Source organism: uncultured Bacteroides sp., assembly GCF_958445495.1.
In the GTDB taxonomy this organism is placed as follows: Bacteria; Bacteroidota; Bacteroidia; order Bacteroidales; family Bacteroidaceae; genus Bacteroides.
In genome coordinates this window covers 65506-87821 of sequence record NZ_CAUCSQ010000017.1, presented here as the reverse complement: position 1 = coordinate 87821, position 22316 = coordinate 65506, and the positions used below count along the sequence as shown (strand labels likewise).

General features: G+C 34.0%; 20 protein-coding genes. 14 read left to right on the top strand and 6 right to left on the bottom strand.

Annotated elements, in window-relative coordinates:
• Positions 1 to 1290 carry a nucleotide sugar dehydrogenase gene (locus tag Q5076_RS08065; RefSeq protein WP_303012274.1) on the bottom strand — a complete coding sequence of 430 codons (1290 nt, stop codon included), beginning with the start codon at positions 1288 to 1290 and terminating at the stop codon, positions 1 to 3.
• A 5-nt stretch (positions 1291 to 1295) separates the two neighbouring features.
• Entirely contained in the window at positions 1296 to 2273 is a 978-nt protein-coding gene (locus Q5076_RS08060; RefSeq protein ID WP_303012288.1) for an SDR family oxidoreductase, read from the bottom strand.
• 96 nt (positions 2274 to 2369) lie between these two features.
• Here Q5076_RS08060 and Q5076_RS08055 point away from each other — a divergent pair, with 96 nt between their 5' ends.
• Positions 2370 to 3380 carry a polysaccharide deacetylase family protein gene (locus tag Q5076_RS08055; RefSeq protein ID WP_303012273.1) on the top strand — a complete coding sequence of 337 codons (1011 nt, stop codon included), beginning with the start codon at positions 2370 to 2372 and terminating at the stop codon, positions 3378 to 3380.
• Here the strand turns inward: Q5076_RS08055 and Q5076_RS08050 are convergent.
• Complete coding sequence (locus tag Q5076_RS08050) at positions 3370 to 4506, bottom strand: glycosyltransferase family 1 protein (RefSeq protein ID WP_303012272.1); 1137 nt, start codon at positions 4504 to 4506, stop codon at positions 3370 to 3372. The two genes, Q5076_RS08055 and Q5076_RS08050, sit on opposite strands and share 11 nt — an antisense overlap.
• Positions 4507 to 4620: 114 nt before the next feature.
• On the opposite strand from Q5076_RS08050, the gene glf reads away from it, so the two are divergent.
• The 10 genes from glf (at position 4621) to Q5076_RS17885 (ending at position 14874) form a co-directional block, all read left to right on the top strand.
• A complete protein-coding gene (gene glf, locus Q5076_RS08045; RefSeq protein WP_303012271.1) occupies positions 4621 to 5742 on the top strand; it encodes a UDP-galactopyranose mutase in 1122 nt (373 codons plus the stop codon).
• A 1-nt stretch (position 5743) separates the two neighbouring features.
• Positions 5744 to 6784 (top strand): galactofuranosyltransferase, encoded by a 1041-nt coding sequence (locus Q5076_RS08040; protein ID WP_303012270.1) that lies wholly within the window; start codon positions 5744 to 5746, stop codon positions 6782 to 6784.
• Positions 6785 to 6901: 117 nt separating this feature from the next.
• Positions 6902 to 8245, top strand: coding sequence for a lipopolysaccharide biosynthesis protein RfbH (gene rfbH / locus Q5076_RS08035; protein WP_303012269.1), 1344 nt, complete (start codon positions 6902 to 6904; stop codon positions 8243 to 8245).
• A gap of 27 nt (positions 8246 to 8272) precedes the next feature.
• Positions 8273 to 9052, top strand: a complete 780-nt coding sequence (gene rfbF, locus Q5076_RS08030) for a glucose-1-phosphate cytidylyltransferase (RefSeq protein WP_303012268.1) — start codon at positions 8273 to 8275, stop codon at positions 9050 to 9052.
• A gap of 12 nt (positions 9053 to 9064) precedes the next feature.
• On the top strand, positions 9065 to 10135 hold the full coding sequence (rfbG, locus tag Q5076_RS08025; protein WP_303012267.1) for a CDP-glucose 4,6-dehydratase: 1071 nt from the start codon (positions 9065 to 9067) through the stop codon (positions 10133 to 10135).
• Positions 10135 to 11022, top strand: coding sequence for an NAD(P)-dependent oxidoreductase (locus tag Q5076_RS08020; RefSeq protein WP_303012266.1), 888 nt, complete (start codon positions 10135 to 10137; stop codon positions 11020 to 11022). The genes rfbG and Q5076_RS08020 overlap by 1 nt, the downstream gene beginning before the upstream one ends.
• Positions 11023 to 11031: 9 nt before the next feature.
• Entirely contained in the window at positions 11032 to 12603 is a 1572-nt protein-coding gene (locus tag Q5076_RS08015; RefSeq protein ID WP_303012265.1) for an NAD(P)/FAD-dependent oxidoreductase, read from the top strand.
• 12 nt (positions 12604 to 12615) lie between these two features.
• Entirely contained in the window at positions 12616 to 13056 is a 441-nt protein-coding gene (locus Q5076_RS08010) for a GtrA family protein (protein WP_303012264.1), read from the top strand.
• Between the two features lie 2 nt (positions 13057 to 13058).
• Positions 13059 to 14474 (top strand): hypothetical protein, encoded by a 1416-nt coding sequence (locus Q5076_RS08005; protein WP_303012262.1) that lies wholly within the window; start codon positions 13059 to 13061, stop codon positions 14472 to 14474.
• A gap of 4 nt (positions 14475 to 14478) precedes the next feature.
• Positions 14479 to 14874 (top strand): GtrA family protein, encoded by a 396-nt coding sequence (locus tag Q5076_RS17885; protein ID WP_368389376.1) that lies wholly within the window; start codon positions 14479 to 14481, stop codon positions 14872 to 14874.
• Here the strand turns inward: Q5076_RS17885 and Q5076_RS08000 are convergent.
• From Q5076_RS08000 to Q5076_RS07990, 3 genes are all read right to left on the bottom strand, one after another.
• Positions 14852 to 15790 carry a glycosyltransferase family 87 protein gene (locus Q5076_RS08000; RefSeq protein WP_303012260.1) on the bottom strand — a complete coding sequence of 313 codons (939 nt, stop codon included), beginning with the start codon at positions 15788 to 15790 and terminating at the stop codon, positions 14852 to 14854. The two genes, Q5076_RS17885 and Q5076_RS08000, sit on opposite strands and share 23 nt — an antisense overlap.
• A gap of 429 nt (positions 15791 to 16219) precedes the next feature.
• The gene (locus Q5076_RS07995; protein ID WP_303012287.1) at positions 16220 to 17323 is read right to left on the bottom strand and encodes an MAC/perforin domain-containing protein; all 1104 of its coding nucleotides are present in this window, start codon (positions 17321 to 17323) and stop codon (positions 16220 to 16222) included.
• A gap of 130 nt (positions 17324 to 17453) precedes the next feature.
• Entirely contained in the window at positions 17454 to 17687 is a 234-nt protein-coding gene (locus Q5076_RS07990; RefSeq protein WP_303012259.1) for a hypothetical protein, read from the bottom strand.
• Positions 17688 to 18015: 328 nt separating this feature from the next.
• Between Q5076_RS07990 and Q5076_RS07985 the strand changes: the two genes are divergently transcribed.
• The 3 genes from Q5076_RS07985 (at position 18016) to Q5076_RS07975 (ending at position 22309) form a co-directional block, all read left to right on the top strand.
• Positions 18016 to 18954: a glycosyltransferase family 2 protein gene (locus tag Q5076_RS07985; protein WP_303012258.1), complete on the top strand. Its 939-nt coding sequence runs from the start codon at positions 18016 to 18018 to the stop codon at positions 18952 to 18954.
• Between the two features lie 17 nt (positions 18955 to 18971).
• The gene (locus tag Q5076_RS07980; RefSeq protein ID WP_303012257.1) at positions 18972 to 20126 is read left to right on the top strand and encodes a glycosyltransferase family 2 protein; all 1155 of its coding nucleotides are present in this window, start codon (positions 18972 to 18974) and stop codon (positions 20124 to 20126) included.
• Between the two features lie 377 nt (positions 20127 to 20503).
• Positions 20504 to 22309 (top strand): thiamine pyrophosphate-binding protein, encoded by a 1806-nt coding sequence (locus tag Q5076_RS07975; RefSeq protein ID WP_303012256.1) that lies wholly within the window; start codon positions 20504 to 20506, stop codon positions 22307 to 22309.
• Positions 22310 to 22316: the final 7 nt, after the last annotated feature.

The window sequence follows — 22316 nt, the reverse complement described above, 5'->3', positions numbered from 1 at the left end:
TTATAAACGTCCGTCTACTATGTCACTATTGAGCAAACCTTTTACATCATAGATGATTCCGTTTTCTTTTATCATGTTTTTGATATTGAGTTGCAAGAATTCTTTGTGTGCTACAGCGAGAACTATTGCATCAAACTTCTTGACAGGGAGAACATTTGTCAGTTCCAGATTGTATTCTCGTTTCACTTCAACCGGTTTAGCCCAACAATCATATATTGTAATCTGGGTATCGTAGTCTTCCAGTGCTTTTACAATATCATAAACTTTCGTATTACGTACGTCAGGACAATTTTCCTTAAATGTATATCCTAGGATTAGAATTTGGGCCCCTTTTATGTAATTCCCTTTTTTTATCAAACATTTTACTACTTGATTAGCGATATATTCACCCATACTGTCATTCATTCTTCGTCCGGCAAGTATGACTTCTGGATGATATCCGTAATCTTGTGCTTTTTGGGCAAGATAATAGGGGTCTACACCGATACAGTGCCCACCAACCAAACCGGGTTTAAAAGGTAGAAAGTTCCATTTGGTGGCAGCGGCTTCCAGTACTTCTTGTGTGTCGATGCCAATTAAGTTAAATATTTTAGATAATTCATTGACAAATGCAATATTGATATCTCTTTGGGAGTTTTCAATAACTTTGGCAGCCTCCGCCACTTTGATACTTGAAGCCAGATGGGTACCTGCGGTGATTACGGAACTATAAAGATTATCGATTTTTTTTCCTACTTCAGGAGTAGAACCGGAAGTGACTTTTTTTATTTTTTCTACAGTGTGTTGTTTATCTCCGGGGTTGATACGTTCTGGAGAATATCCGGCAAAGAAGTCAACGTTGAATGTGAACCCGGAGATTTTCTCAATTACAGGTATACATTCTTCTTCAGTTACTCCAGGATAAACAGTAGATTCATAAATAACGATATCTCCTTTGTTAATCACTGTAGCTACAGTTTCACTTGCTTTATATAAGGGTAATAAATCGGGACTGTGATGTCTGTCTACAGGAGTTGGAACACAAATAATGTAATAATTGCAACCTTTCAAGTCTTCCGCTTTGTCTGAGCAATATAATCCGGTTTCCTTTTCGGAGGGTATCTTTTTCTTTAATACAGAGCACAAGGTTTGGTCATCAACCTCCAGAGTCGAATCATGTCCTTTCATAAGTTCTTCAACTCTTGCTTTTTGGGCGTCAAAACCTACAACTGGATACTTCGTCGCAAACAGCCGTGCCAATGGTAATCCCACATAACCTAATCCGATGATGCCTATTTTTATGTTTCCCATACTCTTTATTTTAGGTTTGTCCAATACCATTTTACCGCTTCTTTCAGTCCTTCTCTCATACTATATTGAGGTATGTAACCTAGTAATTTCCGGGCTTTGTCAATGCAGGCAAGAGAATGGGGAATGTCTCCAATTCTATTGGGACCATGCTTGATTTCGACCGATGCGATATCGTGGTCATAAACACTTAGGAATTCTTTTAAGTAATCTACCAGTTGATTGAGGGTGGTTCGTTCTCCAAAAGCTGTATTGTATACAGTGTTAACAGCCTCAAGGTTATTGGTAGACAATGCTAACATGTTCATTTGAATGACATTCTCGATATAAGTAAAATCTCTGGAATACTCCCCGTTTCCGTTGATTACAGGAGATTCATGTTTCATCAACAATTTAACGAAGAGAGGGATGACAGCAGCATAGGCTCCGTTGGGATCCTGACGGCGTCCGAATACATTAAAATAACGTAGTCCGATACATTCGATTCCGTATGTTTTGGAAAATACGTCAGCATATAATTCATTGACGTATTTAGTTATAGCGTAAGGCGATAACGGTTTCCCTATTACATCTTCCATTTTGGGAAGTGATTGGGAATCTCCGTAAGTGGAGGAACTGGCTGCATAAATAAATCGTTTTACTTTAGCGTCTCTAGCGGCAATCAACATATTCAGAAACCCTCCGATATTGACTTCATTAGTCGTAATCGGATCTTTTATTGAGCGGGGAACGGAACCCAATGCTGCTTCGTGTAGTACGTAGTCTGCTTTTTCTACAGCTTTACGGCAATCTTCAAGATTACGTATGTCACCTACTATTAGTTTAAAAGCTGGGTTATTGAAATGTTGTTGTATGTTTTCGGGCTTTCCTGTAGCAAAATTATCTAAACATACCACTTGGTATCCCTTATTAAGGAGATGTTCACATAAATTGGAACCAATGAATCCTGCTCCTCCTGTTACTAAGATAGTTGAATCTTTTTCCATTATTTCTGAATATTCTAATTCCGGACAAAGATAATACTTTTCTCGGCTATTAATTGCTTCTTTTAAAAACTTTATATAGCTTTGCTTAATTAAATAATGGATATATTCATGCGACATATCTTTTTAAAGAGGGCTATGGTTAGCTTGGGGATTCTCGGACTGTTGCGTACACTCAATAAAACTCCAAGGGTGTTGTTTTATCATGGTGTTGATAAAATTGTGGATTCATCGGTGCAGTCGTTACATCTGCCGCCAGAAGTGTTTGAGAAGGAAATGCAATACTTGAAAAAATATTATGAAGTGATATCAATGGACGAATATTATGAAAGATTTGTCTCATCTGGATTTACAGGGAAGGAGGTTGTTATTACTTTTGATGATGGTTATAGAAATAATCTGACAGTTGCAGCTCCTATTTTGGATTCTTTATCCCTTCCTTTTACAGTGTTTGTTTCTGTTAGGCATTTGGATGAAGGTAAGCGTTTCTCAACTTTCATTAATAGGGCTATTTTATTGGATAAACAAACTACTCATGTCCGGATTGAGTGCTTAGGCATAGATTGTAATCTAACGTCGGATTTCGATAGGGTTGCTGTAATGAGAAAGGTGAATGAGGCCTTAAAACATTCTGATATAACTAAGGTGAATTTAATTTCTGCACAATTGGAAAGTAACCTTGAAGAGGATGAGTTGAAAGAACTTTATGATAAATTTTCTTCTGATGCCCCGATGGATTGGGATGAGCTTTCTATATTGAAACAGAATTATGACTGCATTATCGGCTCTCACTGTTTGGACCATTTCATTTGCAATTCATCTCAACAAATGAAAGAGACACGCAGGCAGATTTTTGAAAGTAAGCGTATCCTTCAACAGAAATTGGGCTGTGAATGCGATTATCTAGCTTTTCCAAATGGAAATCTGAAACAAGGAGATATCAGTGAAACGGCTCTTGCGGCAGTCAGGGATGCGGGATATAAGTTGGCTTTCACTACAATGAATGAACGAATGAAGAAAAATAATGAACCTTTCCTTTTACCCCGCTGTGCCGCGCGTTTTGAGTTGTTGGATTTTCAAGCAAAGTTAGCTCTCAAGCCTAGTTGGTAATTAACGCTTTTTGATATACTTGCATGATATTTCGAGCTATAACCTGACGGGAAAAACGTTTTACGTATGATTTCCCTTTTGCTCTCATTTCATCAGCTAATTTGGGAGAAGATAGAATTTTATTTATATTTTGTGCAAGTCCTTGTTCGTCGTTTGGATCGATATAGATGGAACCGGGACCACCCGCCTCTTCTAAGCATGAACCCATGGCGGCAATAACCGGTAAACCGGAATGTATAGCTTCAATGATAGGGATACCGAAACCTTCAAAGAAAGAGGGATATACGAATAATTCTGCCAATTGATAAAATACGGGTAACTCTTGAAAAGGAATATTATGTAAAATGTGTACTCGTTGGTTGAGTCGATGATCAGTTATGTATTCTTCGATTTTATCAGTATAGGTTGTTCTTTTCCCGATAGCGACTAAATGTATTTCCTCAGGAATATAATTCAGGGCTTTTACGATTAAGAGTAAATTCTTACGGCTTTCGATACTGCCTACATTTAAAATATATTTGTCGGGTAACTGGTATTTAAGTCGTACTTGTTGTTTTTGTTCATTACTAGTTACTTGTTCAAAGATAGGATGACAACTTTGATAAACAACATCTATTTTCTGTTCGTCTATCCCGAAAAAAGCTATAATGTCACGCTTTGTCATTTCGCTTATAGCGATAATGCGATTGCTATTTTCGCATGCTTTTCTGAATTTGTAAGTATATATATATCTATCAATCCATTTATAGAATTGTGGGTAACGGATAAAGATAAGGTCATGTATGGTTACTATGCTTTTTGTCCGGCTTTTTTTTATGTTTAACGGAAGTTCGTTACTAAGTCCGTGAAAAAGTGTAACTCCTTCTTGTTTTATCTGGTTGTTAATACCCCATGTTCTCCATAAAGATTTATATTTTTTCCATAAAAAAGACATGGGATATATCATTTGTGTATTGTCTTTTTGAAGAATGCGTGTCAGAATCTTATTTTCTTTATGTTTTGGAGCATAGATTAGGTATTGATTTTCTTTATAATATTCGCTCAATATATCTATTACAAAACGACTGTAATTACCCAGTCCTGTATTGTTTTGTACGGCTCGTTTACCGTCGAAACCTATTTTCATATATTCGGATACTTTTAAATGATTGGGCAAATGTAATAAAAATAATAAAATCCCTTCCGTTTCTAAGTGTATTTTGCGTATCTTTGTCTAATTATTGTAATTCAAGGCTATTTTATGGAACGGAAGTATGACTATTTAATTGTGGGCGCAGGTTTATATGGAGCTGTATTTGCTTATCGGATGCGTCAGGCAGGTTATTCCTGTATAGTGATAGATAAACGTTCTCATAAAGGTGGAAATATTTATTGTGAAGAAATTGAAGGAATACGTGTTCATAAATATGGAGCCCATATCTTTCATACAGATAATTCGGAAGTGTGGGAATTTGTAAATCGATTTGTAAGATTTAATCGATATACGAATTCACCGCTGGCTTGTTTTGGGGGAAAACTATATAATTTGCCTTTTAATATGAATACCTTTTCCCAATTATGGGGGGTTAAAACTCCTGTAGAGGCAAAGGCGAAAATAGAAGAACAGCGTAAGGAATATGATTATATAAAAATCCCGCAAAATTTAGAAGAACAAGCATTGAAGCTATGTGGAAAAGATATTTATATTTGTCTGATTAAGGGATATACGGAAAAACAATGGGGACGTTCGGCTAAAGAGCTGCCACCTTTTATTATCAAAAGAATTCCTTTTCGTTTTGTATATGATAATAATTATTTTAATGATGCTTATCAGGGTATTCCTTACGGAGGGTATAATGTTTTGATAGATTCTTTATTGGAGAGTGTTGATGTTCGTTTGGGTATAAATTTCTCTGACAACAGAAATGAATTGGAGGAGATGGCTGATAAAATTCTTTTCACAGGTTGTGTTGACGAATATTTTGACTATTGTTTTGGGCATTTGGAATATCGTAGTCTATGTTTTGAACATCATCATTTGGATATTGACAATTTTCAAGGTAACGCTGTTGTTAATTATTGCGAGCGTGAGGTTCCTTATACGAGGGTAATTGAACATAAGCATTTTGAGTTTGGTGTTCAGCCGACAACGGTGATAACTTATGAATATCCGGATTCATTTGAAGTGGGGAAGGAACCTTATTATCCGGTGAATGATGAAAAAAATATGAAACTATATTATAAATATCAGGAGCTTGGTAAACGAGAGAGTAATGTGTTATTCGGTGGACGTTTGGGAAAATATGCTTATCTGGATATGGATGATACGGTAGAGGCGGCGTTGAGGTTAGCGGAAAAGGAAATAGAAATTAGCAAAAAATAATATGAATTGTTATTTGTCTCGTAATTATAAAGGGCTTTCTAGCGCAGGGAATAAGGCTAAATCTGATATTGAACAGATTATGTCTGAATTGTCATTTCGGAATGTGGGATTGAAACAAACTACTTATCATAACAGTATATTGGCGTTTGCCGTAACTCTTTTGGGAGTGTTAAAAGCTCCTTTTTGTTTTCGTAAAGGAGATGTCCTGGTTTTACAATACCCATTAAAAAAATATTATACGTTTGTTTGTAATATGGCACATCTCAGAGGTGTCAAGGTTGTGACAATTATCCATGATTTAGGTAGCTTCCGTCGAAAGAAATTGACTGTTGGACAAGAAATTAGACGTTTGAATCATTCGGATTATATTATTGCTCATAATGAAAAGATGAAGCAGTGGCTTGAACTTCATCATTGTCAGGCCCAGGTGGGGGTATTGGGGATTTTCGATTATCTTTCCGCTTCTGTTGCGCCCGTTTCTAGGCAGGTGCGGAAACCGTTTAAGATACTTTATGCGGGTGGGCTAAATCCTAGAAAAAATGCTTTTTTATATGAAATCGGTGCTCATGTTGATTCTTCGTTCCATCTAAATCTTTATGGATCAGGTTTTGAACTTGATAAGGTGAAAGGGAAAGAGCATTTTACTTATATGGAATTTGTTAAGTCCGATGACTTAATTGCTACTGCACAGGGAGACTTTGGGTTAGTGTGGGATGGCTCGTCAGTTTCTTCCTGTATCGGTGATTGGGGAGAATATCTTCAATATAATAATCCTCATAAAACTTCGCTTTATATTCGCTGCGGATTACCTATTATTATTTGGAACAAAGCAGCTTTAGCTTCTTTTGTTCGTGAACATAAAATTGGTATATGTGTTGATTCTTTAAAAGATTTGGATAAGATTTTGTCAGGATTGACTTTGGAACAGTATGTTGAAATGCAAAAGAACGTTGCTGTAATCAGCCGTAAACTTTCTAAGGGTGAATATTTTGCTGTAGCGGTAACCGAGGCTGTGGATGTATTAAACAGTATGGGAAAATAATCTTTTTTGTATAATAAATGTAAAGGACATGCAATATTTCATATCTTTGTGCATTTAATTATAGAAGTGGCTAACCTTTGAAAGTGATTTTGATAAGAGGATTTAAGGATTTTTAAAATGGAACAGAAAGAAAAGAATTTGAAAGAACAGATACTTTCACTTGTGAAAGAATATTACGCTGAAACTTTCGGACAGTCTAAAGAGTTTGTCCCAGGTGAAACATTTGTTAATTATGGCGGTCGTTATTTTAATGAAGAAGAATTAGTGAACCTTGTAGATTCTTCTTTGGATTTTTGGTTGACTGCTGGTCCGTGGGCACATCGTTTTGAAAAAAAACTTGCAGAGTGGTTGGGAGTTAGGTTCTGTTCATTAACGAATTCAGGTTCCTCTGCTAATTTGTTGGCATTCATGTCTTTGACTTCTCCTGAATTGGGGGAACGCCGAATAAAAAGAGGTGATGAAGTGATAACAGTAGCCTGTGGATTTCCTACTACTGTAACTCCATGTATACAGTATGGTGCAGTTCCTGTATTTGTAGATATTACTGTTCCTGAATATAATATTGACGTTACACAGTTAGAAGCGGCTTATTCGGAAAAAACCAAAGCGGTAATGATTGCTCATTCCTTGGGAAATGCGTTTAATTTGGAGGCCGTAAAGGAATTTTGTGATACTCATAATCTTTGGTTAGTAGAAGATAATTGTGATGCGCTTGGAACGGAATATACATTAAAAGGTGAAACTCGTAAAACTGGAACTTTTGGTCATATCGGGACCTCAAGTTTTTATCCTCCTCACCACATGACTATGGGAGAAGGAGGGGCGGTTTATACTAATGATCCTCTATTACATCGGTTGATTAATTCGTTTCGTGATTGGGGGCGTGATTGTTGGTGTATAGGAGGGGTAGATAATACATGCAAATCGCGTTTTAGTAAACAGTATGGTGAACTGCCTCTTGGATACGATCATAAGTATGTGTATTCTCACTTTGGGTATAATTTGAAGGTGACTGATATGCAAGCTGCTATTGGGTGTGCTCAATTAGAAAAGTTGGATCAGATTGTAACTGCGCGTAGAAACAATTTCAAATTTCTGAAAGAGAAACTGTTAGGAACAAAGGGGTTGATTTTACCAGAAGCTGAAAAAAAATCTAATCCAAGTTGGTTCGGTTTTCTTATTTCCGTGGCAGAAAATGCAGGCTTTACTCGTAATGAACTATCTGAATATCTGGAAAATAATAGAATTCAGACTCGTAATCTTTTTGCCGGTAATTTGTTGAAGCATCCTGCTTTTGATGAGATGAAACAAAGTGATAAGGGATATCGTGTTATAGGTGAATTGGTAAATACGGATTTTGTAATGAATAATACCTTCTGGATTGGTGTATATCCGGGAATGAAACCGGAAATGTTACAGTTTATGGTAGATACGATTAAATCGTTTGTGGATTCGCATTAGTAAATTATACGCAAAATAAATGAGATCATGAAAGCTGTCATTTTAGCCGGTGGTTTTGGCTCGAGATTGAGTGAAGCCACGAATTTGATACCAAAGCCGATGGTAGAAATTGGTGGTAAACCTATTTTATGGCATATAATGAAAACTTATAGCCATTATGGCATTAACGATTTTATTATCTGCTGCGGATATAAACAATATGTTATAAAAGAGTATTTTGCTAATTATTTCCGTCACAATTGTGATATGACAGTAGATTTATCTAATAATTCTGTAAAGATACTGGATAACCATTCTGAAAATTGGCGTGTGACGATGGTTGATACAGGACTTAATACAATGACTGGTGGCAGAATTAAACGGGTACAAAAGTATATTGAAAATGAGCGTTTCCTTCTAACCTATGGTGACGGAGTGACAGATCTGAATATTGCAGATACAATTATAGAACATGAAAAATCAGGTTGTTTACTTTCTGTGACAGCATATAAACCGGGGGGAAAATTTGGAGCGTTGGAGATTGATTTGAGGACAAATAAGGTGAAGTCCTTTATGGAAAAACCGGATGGTGACCGTAATTGGATTAATGCTGGCTATTTTATTTGTGAGCCGGGCGTGATAGATTATATAAAAGATGGAGATTTAACGGTTTTTGAAGGTAAACCCCTAGAAGAAATAGCTAGAGACGGGGAGATGCATGCTTATAAACATCGCGGTTTTTGGAAGCCGATGGATACATTGAGAGATAATTCGGAGTTGAATGAAATGTGGGAAAAAAACAAGGCTCCTTGGAAAGTTTGGGAATAAAAACAAAGTGAAATGGTAGATATTTTTCATAACTTTTATCGTGGGAAAAGAGTGCTGGTAACCGGTCACACAGGTTTTAAGGGTTCGTGGCTTTCTATTTGGTTGCATGAATTGGGGGCTGAAGTGATTGGACTGGCATTAGCCCCTGTTACAGAGAAAGATAATTTTGTCCTTTCCAGGATTGGAACCAAAATTACAGATTTACGGGGAGATATTCGTAACGGTGAGCTGATAAAAAAAATCTTTAGTGACTATCAGCCTGAGATCGTTTTTCATTTGGCTGCTCAGCCACTTGTCAGAGAATCTTATGAGATTCCAGTGGAGACTTATGAAACAAATGTGATGGGTACAATTCATGTAATGGAAGCTGTACGTATGACTAATAGCGTAAAAGTTGCTGTTATGATTACTACTGATAAGTGTTACGAGAATACGGAACAATTGTGGGGATATCGTGAAAATGAACCGATGGGAGGTTATGATCCTTATTCTTCTTCAAAAGGTTGTGCCGAGATCGCTATTTCTTCGTGGAGACGTTCTTTTTTCAATCCTATTAATTATAATGTGCATGGAAAATCAATAGCCAGTGTACGGGCCGGTAATGTGATTGGTGGTGGTGATTGGGCAAAAGACCGAATAATTCCGGACTGTATCAAGGCATTAGAAGCTAATAAAGATATTGAAATCAGAAGTCCTCAATCTATACGTCCATGGCAGCATGTGTTAGAGCCTTTGAGCGGTTATTTGTTGTTAGCTCAGAAAATGTGGAATGCTCCTGTTGATTATTGTGAAGGATGGAATTTCGGACCCAAATTAGAGTCTGTGGCAAATGTTTGGGATATAGCGATGTTGGTCGTGAAATATTATGGTAAAGGTTCTCTTGTTGATTCTTCTGTTCCCAATAGTCTGCATGAAGCAAAATTGCTGATGCTTGATATTTCAAAAGTTTATTTTAAATTGGGTTGGCAACCGCGGTTAGATATAGAACGAACAATCCAATTGACTGTTGATTGGTATAAACGATATAAAAATGAGGACGTTTATAGTTTGTGTGTGGAACAGATTGGTAAATATATATCTTAATGAAAACAATCTTATTAACTGGTGGGAGTGGCTTTATAGGGAGGAATATTTTAGAAAGTCCTTTAGTTGAGAAGTATTTGATAGATGCTCCTTCCAGTAAAGAACTGAATGTTGCGGATGAGAAGAGTGTAGCACAATATTTTGTATCGCATCATCCGGATATTGTGATTCACGCAGCTGTTAAACCAACTCATCGAAATGCCAGAGATTTTAATAATCTGTTTTTTACTAATACCAGAATGTTTTTTAATTTGGAACGTTATTCTGGACAATACGAAAAGATGTTGGTGATAGGTTCCGGAGCAATTTATGATAATAGGAACTATCGTCCGAAAGTTAAGGAAGAAGACTGGAAAAATAATATTCCAATTGACGAACATGGCTTTTGTAAGTATGTCTGTGAAAAGGCGATAGAACATAGCCGAAATATTTATGATTTACGTGTTTTTGGTATTTTCGGCAAATATGAAGATTATGCGATACGATTTATTTCAAATGCAATTTGTAAATCTTTGTTTGATTTGCCAATAACAATTAAACAAAATCGTAATTTTGATTATCTATATATAGATGATTTGATGCCCATTTTAGACTGGTTTATATCAGGGACTCCTCATTATAAGGCATATAATATAACTCCTGAACGGTCGATATCTTTGTATGAATTAGCCTTGATGGTTCGAAAGATATCCGGGAAACTGGAATTACCGATTCTAATTGCACAAGAAGGATTGGGATTGGAATATAGCGGTGACAATCAAAGATTACGAAATGAATATAAGGATTTGAAATTTACTCCGATAAAAGAGGCTGTTGAATGTTTATATGATTGGTATTTATTACATAAAAATGAGTTAGATAAGAATTCTTTGTTGATAGATAAATAAAAGATAGATATGGAAGAAGTTAAGAAGACGGCGATTATTGTTGGAGCAGGCCCTGCAGGTTTAACAGCAGCTCATGAATTGTTGAAGACCCCGGTACACCCTGTTGTTTTGGAAGAATCTGACGAGATAGGAGGAATCTCTAAAACAGTGCGTTACAAGGGAAATAGAATTGATATTGGCGGACATCGTTTCTTTTCTAAAAGTAATGAGGTGATGAGTTGGTGGAGTAAAGTAATGCCTTTGCAAGGAAAACCTTCTTCCGACCAGATATTACTTAATACAGAAAAAGATGTGACTTTATTGGGGAATGTAGATCCTGAGCAAGAAGATAGGGTGATGTTGCTTCGTCAAAGAGTTTCTCGTATCTTTTATTTACGTAATTTCTTTGATTATCCAATCTCTTTAAAGTTGCAGACATTTACTAATATGGGGTTAATCCGTACAGTTCAGGCTGGTTTGGGGTATTTGTATTCTGCGGCATTTAAGCGTGAAGAAAAATCTTTGGAAGATTTTTATATCAATCGTTTTGGACGTCCTCTTTACAAAATGTTTTTTGAAGATTATACGGAAAAAGTGTGGGGAGTACATCCGTCAAAACTTGGTGCAGATTGGGGGGCGCAGCGTGTAAAAGGGCTGTCTATTATGGCTGTATTGAAAAATATGTTTTTACCTAAGAAGAAGAGTGACGATATAAGTCAAAAAGACGTAGAAACATCACTAATCGAAAGATTTATTTACCCGAAGTTTGGTCCGGGACAGTTGTGGGAAACGGTTGCCAGAGATATTCAACCGGATGCGGATGTCATAATGAAAAGTAAAGTGACTCGTATTTATGTAGAAGCCAATAAGGTTGTATCTGTAGATTCGGAAGAGAATGGAAAAATTGTTAATAGAAGATGTGACTATTTGTTGTCTTCCATGCCTATCAAAGACTTAGTTGCTGCTATTGACGGCATTGAAGTTCCCGTAGAAGTACGTAGAATTGCTTCTGAACTGCCATATCGAGACTTTATAACAGTTGGTTTACTTGTAAAAGAATTGAAAATCAAGAATGAAACCTCAATTAAAACATGGCAGAAACGTGTACCGGATACTTGGATTTATATTCAGGAACGTGATGTAAAGATTGGTCGTCTACAGATTTTTAATAATTGGTCTCCTTATATGGTTCAAGATTACAAAAACACAATGTGGGTTGGGCTAGAGTATTTTTGCACTGAAGGGGATGAAATGTGGCAGATGGATGAAAAAGCATTTATAGAGATGGCTATTGATGAGTTGGAAAAAATTGGAATTCTTGATAAGAAGGATGTGCTAGATAGTACTCAAATAAAAATAAAGAAAGCTTATCCTTCTTATTTTGGAGCTTATTATGAACTTGATAAAGTAAAATCATTTCTTGATGGGATAGAAAATTTGTACTGTATTGGTAGAAATGGGCAGCATCGTTATAATAATATGGACCATTCTATGTTGACAGCTATGGAGGCTGTGAAAAATATCAGGGACAATAAAACTTCCAAAGAAAATATTTGGGCAGTAAATACGGAAGAAGAATATCATGAAACAAAATCAAGTTAATTTACCTTTCAGATGCTATTAAGAAATAATTTATTTCGTAGGTTATTTATTCAGCCTACTGAAAATCTTCTACTCCAATTGATACGTTATACTTTTGTTGGAGGAGTGGCTTTTGTTGTAGATTTTGCTTTGCTGTATATTCTTACAGAATATTGCCATTTCTATTATATAATCTCTGCTACGATATCTTTTATTGTTGGATTATTGGTAAATTATATTATTAGTATATTATGGGTATTTCGTGGATTTGGATCGGTTAATAGGTTTCGGGAATTTTTATTTTTTGCACTGATAGGGGTAATAGGTTTGGGGATAAATGCAGGATTATTATGGCTAATTACTGATTGTTTTGGAGTGTATTATATGCTTTCAAAATTGATAACAGCAATTATTGTTTATCTTTGGAATTTCTTTGCAAGAAAATTTCTTCTATTTTCAAAAAAGAGCGAGTAATAATGATTAATATTAAAACTAGATATATTAGAATTGCTGGACTATTTTATCTTTTTATTCCAGTATTAATTTTTTTTCTTGGGTGGTGTCATTGGTATTTGGCTGTGCCTTTATGTTTCTTAATGTTTTTTTGTTTCTATAAAACTACTTCTGTAATTGGCGGAATAGAGCTTTCTATATCCTACAAAAAGTTATTTTCTATTTTGTTAATATTGTTATTATGGAGTATTTTATCCGGAGTTGGGCGATATGTATGGCAAAATGAAGATCATTATTGGAGGAATGCCATATTTAATGATTTGGTTTGCTATGATTGGCCTGTTATTAATAGCGGTAATAGTTTGTGTTATTATTTTGGTTATTGGCTTCCTGCCGCTGTAGTTGGTAAACTTTTTAATTCTGTAGAAGTTGGAAATGTTTTTTTATTAATATGGACCTGGTTAGGAGTATCTCTTTTCTATTTTTTGATAAGTGATTATTTAAAACACATAAAGCTTGGGGTATTGTTTATCCTTATATTTTTTAGTGGGATTGATATTTTGGGTTACTCTGAGTTTTATCTTAAAACGCACGATTTTTCTGAACTTTTTTTAAATTTAACAACTTTCCCACATTTAGAGTGGTCTCATATACCTTTTCAGGCATCGTCCATTTCAACATTGTTATTTTGGGTATTTAATCAAGCTGTTCCGTTTTTTGTCGGAATGATATTGCTTTTGTTAAGTAGGAAATGGACATATATTCCTTTTCTTTATTCTTTACTATTGATTTTTTCTCCTTTTCCTTTTGTTGGATTCGCTCCAATAATTGTATATTGGGGAGTGAAGGAATGGCATAAAATGGGATGGAGAGCATTTGTAAAGGAGAATCTTAGTATTGAGAATCTTACTGCCATTCTTATTGTTTCTTGCGTCGGAATTTTTTATTTATCTAATATTGCAGCAGGAGAATCGAGTTTCAGAGAACCTACTAGTAAATATTTATTTTATTTATTAACTCAATATGTGGTTTATCTTTTCTTTGTTTTTAAAAAAAATAAGAAAGATTCTTTATTGTGGATAATGTTTGGTACTTGTATGGTTTTTTCTTTAGTGAATTTAGGTGAATCTACAGATTTTTGTATGAGGACGAATATTCCATTAACTATTTATTTAATGTTACTTGTTATGAAATATATATATATGCCCGATATTAACAGGAAAATAAAGTGTTTTTTTATTGTAGTTTTTCTTATTGGGGCTATTACTCCTTTTTTTGAAATAGCGCGTACAGTTCGTGAGACTTCTTTATGTATCCGTCGTGGTGAGATTTGCGAACGTAGGTATTCAATGGATGATTCGATTTTTGACAAGAAGTTAATAGGACCTAATTTTTTAGGTAAGCAAGAGAGCTTATTTAATAAATATTTGATGAAGTAAGGTTATGAGACTATTCTGGGAAAAATTGGACTATACTTTCATTCGTTTTGTTTTTGTTGGGATTATAAATACTGTTTTCGGGGTTGGATTGTATTGTTTATTTATCTATCTAGGAATTTCATATCATTTATCTGTATTTTTTAGTACAATATTGGGTGTTTTGTTTAATTTTAAGACGATAGGTACATTTGTTTTTAAGAATAAAAATAATCGATTATTATTTAGATTTGTGCTATCATATGTTATTGTATATTTTATTAATATAGGGATAATTCATTTATTTCTAAGTATAATTTCCGTAGGGGAATATTTGGCGGGAATAATGGCTACTCCGATAGTAGCCATTATTTCTTTCTTTCTGCAAAGGAGGTTTGTTTTTATCTCTCGCAAATCATCTTAGTTGTGTGATTTTGGGAGGATTTTAAGGCTGTAGTGATTAATAGTATCCATATTAAAATGAAGCTTATATTGTTTATTATAAAGCTGGCTTTTCCGATTTGAAGTGGCAGTAATGCAGGTATAAATAACAATGTTAGTATTGTATACCATATATATGGCTTTTTATCAATATTGGGTGAGAATAACATAATTAACAATGGAAATATGTATATCCCGCTATATACAGAAGCTTGTTGAGGGAACAATATACATATCATTGATATTAGTCCAAAATTTAATATCGGAGACTGAGTTTTGAAGAATAAAAAAATTGTTATGCTTCCCATTATATAATTGGCATATTTGGCGATAATATAAGTTATAGAATATATGGTGGGATCGGAAGTATGTATAATTTGTAGGAATAGTGGTATTATACCGAAATGATCACGGGCTTTTGACATGCCATAGATAGGAGTTTGAGCAGAGATATTGTGTAGTAGTTGAGTTAAATTTTCCACAAAGCTATGTTTAAAGAAAAGAAATGGAACAAATACTAATATTGCTGTTATTATGGCTAAACAGATAAATGATTTGTATTCTTTTCTGCGTAAATAATATAAGCTGAAAAAAACAGGAAATACTTTAAATACTGATGCTAACGCTAAACATATAATACCTATCCATTTTTTATTTTCATTATCTTTTGTATAAAGAAAATAGTTTATGCAAGCTGCTGTTAATAAGATAAAATTACCTCTTTCCATCGCAAACAAATTGACAGAAGAGAAAAATATAATTATTAATAAATAACGGGGGCATTCATATTTCTGGCACAGTAAATATAATGAATGTAGAAACGTTACAACCGAGATTAGAAAAAACACACCTGCACTGAATAAGGCGTCTTGTGAATTCCAACAGTCTTGTAAGCTCATGGATGAAAAATCTATGAGAAGAGTCTGAGGATATAGGAGCATGTAACATAGTGGCAAGTAAATGTGTTCGTGCAATCCATTTGTTGTATTAAAATATGGGTCTCTTCCTGCTGTATATCTAATATGATTGAAATAATCGGCGAAGAAGTCGTCTAGTTTATGAAAAAATACATTTAGTTGAAAATGTGAAGGTTCTATCATCAATAATAATACCCATATTAATATGAAACTAAATGCACAAATTTTGAAAATTCTCTGGATTTTTAATGGAAGCATAGCTGTAGTTCTTATTTTTACGCAAAGATACACTATTAAATAGTTCACATCAAATTAAATAAATTATACTTAAAAGATATAGTGCCCCTTTTTACAATTAATAACATAATAATTATTGCTTCTCTAAAAAAAGATGAACGTCTACTTCTATTTTTAAAACGAATTTTTGTAAGATATCTGAAAGCGATTATATTTATTATATTTGTAAACATAAAAAGCTATTCCACCATAAGGTGCTCCTTGATAATGGCTCATTTTATTTATACTATAGTAATGATTTAGGTGTCCATCAATAATTCTACTATAAAAATATACAGGCATAATTTCCGATGTGGTATTAAGATTAGGAGAAGGTACGTAGCATTCAACGTGAAAATATCTATAACCATGATTTTCATAATGAGAATCATTTCTTTGGTAAGTGTAAGTATGATCATTATTGTAAAGGGATTTATATACATGTAATGCCACGGTACCTGAATATTGGTAAGGATATACATATCCATAACTGCCCACTCTTGAATAACCATAAGATTCTAACTCTTCAACACTTATAGTACAAAAGAAATTTCCATTTGAACAAACATATTCATACATCATAACTTTATCTGTTAAAGCTTTGTTTATAATATATTTCTCAATTGCTGTTTGAAGGGAATTTCTTTTATTTGTATCTGAAACAAACTCCCATATTGGAATTAATGTGCCAGGGTTAAAGTCTATTAACGTTGTTGCTCCGTCAGTAACACTTCTTTCCCATTCTTGAATATTAATGGAATAATCATTATTTTGTGCATTTATGGTTACTCCCATCATAGGAATACTAGAATTTCCTCCTATTGCATTTATAACAAATTGGGCATAAGAAATTCTTTTTGATACTTTTTCTATTTCTTCTTTGCTAATTGAGGTTTCTATAGAACCTCCAAATATTTTACCAATACTACCCGATAATCCTGCAGTTACAGTATTTTTCTTTTCAGTGGCAGATGAAGTTGACGACAAATTTGCCCTATAAAGAACAACTATTTTCCCACCCACTTTGATATTTGTATAAACATGGGTACCGTATTTAGAAATGATAGTTTGGGGATTAAAATTATGATTCAAATCATCAATAAAATTATTAGATAAACAGTTTCTCAACTGTTCAGAACTTAAGCTATAATTATATTCTCTTTTTTGGATTGTTCGTTCAAAACTAGCATATGAGTATTTAATACTACATGCATTAGTTTCTTTAAAAGAAGATGAGATACTACTACTTGCTGTTGCAAAAAAGAAGCTTTAATCCTTACCTCTTTGTTTTCAGATATACTTTTTAAATAATCATATGCTGTAGCGCCGGAATTATAAATATAGTTTCCAGATTGTCTGAAATTTACAATTATAGCATTATAGTATTTTTCTTTTGCTTTTTATTGTCTATTACAGGTAATTTGCTACATAAATAATCACTAGAAATATCACAGCTGTAACCTAAAACATCATCTTCACCATCTCCGCCGTAGGTCCTTGTTACAGGTAGTATGTCTTTATCTGTTAATATTTCAAGAAAATCCTGTTTAGAACATGATGTTAATATGAATAAAGCACTAATAATAAAATAATTTTTTTTCATGGTATTTTGATTTAAGATTAGAAGATTGAGAAAATCGCTGTAATATAGTGATTTATTTTTTATTTCAACCTTGCTTTTAATTATTTATTTTAGTGTTCCATATATCTATTATATTCTAATATAAGACTGATAAAAGTACTCCGATTTATTGGTCAAATTTAAATCAAGAATAATTAATCTTCCAACATGATACTTTACTAAAAACACCTAAACTATAAATAGGTTTATAAGAAATATTTTGGATAATTCGTTAATTCTCTATACTTTTGTAATTTCAATTTAGTTTCGAATTTAATAATATAACCTAACCTAATTCAATAATAACCTAATGAAGGTAAAGAAAAAAATAAGTATTGTCACTCCTTGCTACAATGAAGAAGATAATGTGCGGGAGTTATATAATCAGGTTAAACAGCAATTTGAAGCTTTGGTTGATTATACGTATGAACACATCTTTATAGATAATGCATCTAAAGATCATACAGTTGCTATTTTACGAGAATTGGCACGGGAAGATAAGAATGTAAAACTAATATTGAATATTAAAAACTTTGGACATATACGTTCTCCGTATTATGGGCTATTGCAAGCTACTGGGGATGCAGCGATTTTAATGGTTGCGGATTTGCAAGATCCTCCTTCTTTAATTCCTGTTTTTATTAGAAAATGGGAAGAGGGAAACAAGATAGTGTTGGGGGTAAAAAATAAAAGTAAAGAAAATCCGATTATGTTCGGATTGAGGAAAATGTACTATCGTTTAATGGCAAAGTCTTCTTCAATAGGACATATTAGTAATTTTACAGGGTTCGGTCTATATGATAATTCTTTTCTAGATACTTTGAGGGATATAAATGATCCATATCCTTATTTTAGAGGAATGGTTGCAGAATTAGGAGCAGATTATTGTGCAGTTAATTATACTCAGCCAATTCGGAAGAAAGGTAAGACTAAGAATAATTTCTATACCCTTTATGATATGGCTATGTTGGGATTTGTAAATCATTCCAAGCTTCCCCTTCGTATGGCTAGTTTTATTGGATTTATTGTTGCTTTTCTTAGTTTGTTGGTGGGAATTGTTTACTTGATATATAAGTTAGTATATTGGGATAGTTTTAGTTTGGGAATGGCTCCTTTAATTATTGGACTTTTCTTTTTCTCGTCAATACAATTATTGTTTGTGGGAATAATAGGTGAGTATATTGGTGCTATTTATACTCAGGTTAGAAAGCGTCCTTTGGTGATAGAACGTGAAAGGGTGAATTTTTGATATACAAAAAGTCGGGTATGAAAGTGGAAAATAATAAAAATGAAGAAGTGTTGGTTTCTATTTTTGTACCGTATTACAATGATTGCGCATTTTTACGTGATTGTATAGATTCCATATTAAACCAAAGTTATAAAAATTTTGAATTAATCCTTTTGGACCATGCTTCTACCGATGGGTCTTCCCAGATAGCAAAAGCTTATACGGATGGAAGAATAAAACATATCTCATTGCAAAAAAATCTGGGAGCAGGAGGAGGTGCTTTAGTAAAAGAGTTTATAAATGTTGCAAAGGGAGATTATGTGAAGTTGTTTTGTGCAGATGATATGATGTTTCCGGATTGTATTTCAATCTTGGTTGATTATATGAAACAAAATCCTCTGGTGGATGTCGTTTTTGGAAATGTTCGATATGTAGATGAACATTTACATTCGCTGAAAAACGATTGGTTTAATAATCGGCGAGGATTTGATATCGATGACCGAAATATAGATATATTGCGTAAACTAAAAGACGGGAAATCTTTTTTACCTTATATTGGTAGTTTGGCTAAAAGAAAGGCTTTTGAGTCTGTAAAGTTAAATCAAACGTTTATTATGATGTTTGATATGAGTCTTTGGACTGAAATGTTACTTAATGGGCTGAATTTTACTTTTCTGAATAAGGTAATTGCATCATATCGAGTACATAAGAAACAGGTTTCTGCAATTTATAATGTAGAGAAAGTATCAACACGTTCTTTTTATGAGTCTGTTGCATTTTGTGATATTTTTTATTCGTATGTCAGAAATGTAAATATGTTAAAGGTAATTTATAGTGAGAGTCCATTTGTAAAATACTTAGATGAGAATGATCTCGATTTGATAGAATTTGTGATAGCTCATTATTATTTGTCTGGCATTAATGAACATTACAAAGTAAATGCATACCTCCGATTAGAGAAAATCTTTGCAAATGATGAATTAAGGAGTAGAATTGAGTCAAAATTTTCTTATGGAATAAAAGAATTTAGGGAAGATTATTCTGGGAAACTTGTAACTTCTTTTAAGAGTAAAATATATAGAAAGAAGCCGGAAAACCTTAATATCGGTGATATTTTATTTCTTCTTTTTCGAAATGTTTGGGATTTTATTTCACTAAAAAATATGCGAAGAAAAAGAAAATATACAGCATAATAATAAGGTGATTGTTTTTGTTATTGGATAGAAAAAACATTGGTTATGTGAAAAAAAACTTAGTGGAGCTTTCTTCTTCAATTTTATAAACTAAATTTGTAGAAATTCTAAGTTTAGATTATTTTTCGAAATTAGGAAGTATTTCATGGTTGTAATTAGAATACTGTGTGACATTGTAAGCTGTATTTCAATCGGGTTATGGAATAAATCAAATTAGTTGCGAAGTTAAGGTGTAAAAAGTTTATTAGGATAGCTTGGATAAGAGTGATTTCACAAGTAGTTGGATTGTTTCTTTGATATATGTATAAGTCTTGATACATCCTTGGTGAAGTAACATGAGATTTTTAATTTTAGTGACTAATTTAAAATGATAGGCTGTGGTAAAAGTTAGTGATTTTATTTTTGAGTATTTGTACAATCAGTACGGAGTAGAACAGGTATTCCTGGTAACAGGAGGTGGTGCTATGCATCTTAATGACTCTATCGGACGTAATAAACATATTAAATATGTTTGTAACCATCACGAACAAGCATCTGCAATTGCAGCTGAAGGTTATTATCGTTCGGGTGGAAAACTTTGCGTTACAAATGTAACTACTGGTCCTGGGGGAACGAATGCCTTGACTGGTGTTTTAGGACAGTGGTGTGACTCTATTCCGGGGTTGTATATTTCGGGACAAGTGAAGCAAAGTACCACAGTTTGTGCATGTCCGGAATTGAATCTTCGTCAGTTAGGTGACCAGGAGGTGAACATTGTAGATATAGTGAAACCTATCACAAAAATGGCTATAATGGTAACTAATCCGTTAGATATAAAATATTATCTTGATAAATCAGTTTATTTGGCTTTGAATGGTCGTCCTGGGCCAGTATGGCTAGATATTCCTTTAGATGTTCAAGGAGCCGTTATCGATGAGAGACAATTGCGTGAATTTTTTCCTGAAGAAATTCAGGAAAGAACTCCTTTGGTAAAAGAAGCAGAGGTAGAATTGTTAGTTCAAAGATTACAAAAAGCAAAAAGTCCGGTTATTTATGTAGGGAATGGAGTGCGTTTAGCGGGAAAAGTTGAACAATTTCTTTTTATAGTTGAACAACTGAGAGTACCGGTTGTTACTGCCATTAGCGGTTCAGACATTATCTGGCATGATCATCCTTTGTGTTTCGGAAAACCGGGAATATGTGGTGATCGTATAGGCAATATCATGGTTCAGAATTCTGATTTATTAATTGTTATAGGAACGCGGTTAAGTATAAGACAAATAAGTTATGCTTATGATTTATTAGCTCCTAAAGCTTATAAGGTTATGATTGATATTGATGTAAATGAATTGAAGAAACCTACGCTTTCTATTGATTTGCCTATTCATGCTGATATACGTGATTTTTTGGATGCTTTTCAGGAAAAAATATCAGGGAAAAGTATTCCGTCTTTTGAAGATTGGATACAGTGGGGACGTGCAATAGAGAAAGAGTTGCCGACTTTATTTGAAGATAATCCTTCTGTACCTGGTTATATCAGTTCATATGTGTTTGCAGATGAACTATTCAAACAATTACACGATGGAGATGTCGTCGTGACGGGTAATGGTACAGCTTATACCTCTACATATCAGGCTATGAAGATAAATAAGGGTGTACGTGTTTTTGCTAATCAAGGATGTGCCGCTATGGGATATGATCTGCCGGCAGGTATTGGTGCGGCTATTGCTAATAATAGAGGACGTACAATTCTTATAACGGGGGATGGTAGTATTCAAATGAATCTTCAAGAACTTCAGACGTTATTGACTTATCGTATTCCGTTAAAAATATTTGTATTGGAGAACCAAGGTTATTTGGCTATTAAAACTACTCAACAATCGTTCTTCCAAGGTTATTATACTGGTAGTGATCCTACGAGTGGTGTAGTGTGTCCAGATATGGAGAAAATAGCTAAGGCTTATGGTATTTCATTTGTAAGATTAACGCAGGAAGGAGATTCTTTGAGAAATGCAATTGCGGATATTCTCAATGACGAAGGAGTGTGCATCTGTGAGATAAAAATGCATCCTCTCCAGACTCTTTATCCTAAGTCTGCTTCTTTTATGGATAAGGATGGTAAAATGTCTTCTGCACCTTTAGAAAAGATGGCTCCTTTCATGTCAGATGAACTTCAGGAGAAATGTGTATATCATCATAACTAAATAACAT